Origin of the sequence: Bacillus sp. MUM 13, assembly GCF_001866725.1 — a bacterium.
Taxonomy (GTDB): Bacteria; Bacillota; Bacilli; order Bacillales; family DSM-1321; genus Peribacillus.
Genome location: NZ_MLYQ01000021.1, coordinates 1 through 2393, shown reverse-complemented (window position 1 = coordinate 2393; position 2393 = coordinate 1). Strand labels below are relative to the sequence as shown.

Here is a 2393-nt window from a genome sequence, read left to right as displayed (position 1 = left end):
ACAAAGACGTTGCCGCAGGACGCGGTGTTCTTAGTCTTTGATCCGCCATTCAGGCGCTTGCACTTTTTGTTCACTCGACAAATTTCTTGGGGAGTAATAGTGAATTTCATAGAGTTAATAGAGATTTGCAGTTTTTGAGAGGTTTTTTTTGGTTTATGGATGTTTTTCGGCAAAAAATAAAATTGCCCGTCCTAATTGAGCAAATTGTGCATAAATTTTTAACCAAGCTAATAAGATGTTAGAAACCATACAAAGAGAGCGGTTGAGGTGAGTAATCGTTTTGATTAAATTATAAATGCAGTTGAACATATATTTGTTTGTAATTTCCGGGGCAGCGGCTTATTTTTAGCCGAAAGCGAATCTCATTTCATACTTCTCACATCCAATTTGGGGAGGTAGAGGGTGTGCACGATTACATCAAAGAAAGAACTATCAAGATAGGAAAGTATATCGTGGAGACAAGAAAAACGGTTCGCGTAATCGCGAAGGAGTTTGGTGTATCCAAAAGTACTGTCCACAAGGATCTGACAGAAAGGCTGCCGGAAATCAATCCGGAGCTGGCAAATGAAGTAAAGGATATATTAGATTATCATAAATCGATTCGCCATCTGAGGGGCGGTGAAGCAACCAAGTTAAAATACAAGCGTTCAGAAAGAGAGGAGGAAACCGTAAAATAAAGAATTTAATACAGAATAGTGCAAAGCCGGTCCTTAAAGTGGATTCGTTCAAATAAAAGGTGTTTTAAAAGGAAATACTTTGGAAAAAGTGTTACCTTAAAAAATGGACCTTAATTGAATGTTCACTGAAGACCGGTTTTTTGCTTGTTATAATTGCACCTTTAGGAAAAAATTTACTTAATTTATATTTCTCACTATTTCTGGACTATTCAATATGATAAAATATAAAATTAGGACAGAAAGTGGTTTTTCGATGAAAAGTGCCGAATCTGCAAAAAAATTCATTCTAAAACATCCTGTTATGGGTTCGGAATATAAAAATACGAACGTTTGTTATGAGAGACATTCAAGGAGGAAATGAGTATCATGTTTGCTAGGGATATTGGGATAGATCTCGGTACAGCTAATGTGCTGATACACGTCAAAGGTAAGGGAATTGTGTTAAACGAACCTTCAGTTGTTGCGATTGATAAAAACACTAATCGTGTTCTTGCAGTCGGCGAGGAAGCAAGAAAAATGGTAGGACGGACTCCTGGGAATATAGTAGCTATCCGGCCGCTTAAAGATGGAGTCATTGCTGATTTTGATGTGACGGAATCCATGCTGAAGCATTTTATCAATAAACTGAATGTGAAGGGCTTTTTATCGAAGCCGAGAATTTTGATCTGCTGCCCGACGAATATTACCAGCGTTGAGCAAAAGGCCATTAAGGAAGCTGCTGAAAAAAGCGGCGGCAAAAAGATTTACCTTGAAGAAGAACCTAAAGTGGCTGCTATCGGAGCAGGCATGGATATCTTCCAGCCAAGCGGAAACATGGTCGTTGACATTGGCGGCGGAACAACGGATATTGCCGTTCTCTCCATGGGTGATATTGTTACTTCCTCTTCCATCAAAATGGCTGGAGATAAATTCGATGGTGAAATTTTAAGCTATATTAAGCGCAAGTACAAGCTTCTTATCGGAGAAAGAACAGCTGAGGACATTAAAATCAAGGTTGCTACTGTTTTTCCAGGCTCCCGAAATGAAGAAATAGACATCCGCGGACGTGATATGGTTTCCGGTCTACCAAGAACCATTACAGTGAGATCTGAAGAAATAGAAGAAGCGCTTCGCGAACAGGTTGCAGTTATCGTCCAGGCTGCCAAGAGTGTATTAGAACGTACTCCGCCTGAGCTTTCTGCTGATATCATAGACCGCGGTGTTATTTTAACCGGCGGCGGAGCATTGCTTCATGGCATTGACCTGCTTCTTGCAGAAGAGCTGAAGGTTCCAGTCCTTGTTGCAGAACAGCCGATGGATTGCGTTGCAATTGGTACAGGCATTATGCTCGATAACATGGACAAGCTGCCAAGACATAAATTCAGCTGACAATGAATGTAAAATACTAATAGCCAAAAGGGTCTCAATGTTCAGATAAACATGAAGGCACAACAGTGTTTGTGCAAAAAATGATTGTGAACAATGGGCCCTCTTGTATTTTTTTAACACAATTCCTTTGTATTTGAATAATTTTTCTCCTTTTAAAAACCGTTTTAAAGGCACTTTCGGTTTTATGTAACCCAGGCAAAGAGCGACTTCTATTCTTACGCGTCTTATGCTGGTCGAGGCCCCCTGGATGGGGGTCACAAAGACGTTGCCGCAGGACGCGGCGTTCCCAGTCTTTGTTCTGCTTTTCTCGCTTGCGCTTTTTATTGTAATCCAGCTCCAGCGCCTAGC

The 2393-nt window shown here is 40.6% G+C and carries 2 protein-coding genes; both read left to right on the top strand.

Features of this window, described 5'->3' with window-relative positions; all coding sequences use genetic code 11:
• The first annotated feature begins 404 nt into the window (after window positions 1-404).
• A complete protein-coding gene (gene spoIIID / locus BIV59_RS07000) occupies window positions 405-677 on the top strand; it encodes a sporulation transcriptional regulator SpoIIID (RefSeq protein ID WP_071350753.1) in 273 nt (90 codons plus the stop codon).
• A 366-nt stretch (window positions 678-1043) separates the two neighbouring features.
• The gene (gene mreB / locus BIV59_RS06995; protein WP_071350752.1) at window positions 1044-2045 is read left to right on the top strand and encodes a rod shape-determining protein; all 1002 of its coding nucleotides are present in this window, start codon (window positions 1044-1046) and stop codon (window positions 2043-2045) included.
• Window positions 2046-2393 lie beyond the last annotated feature (348 nt).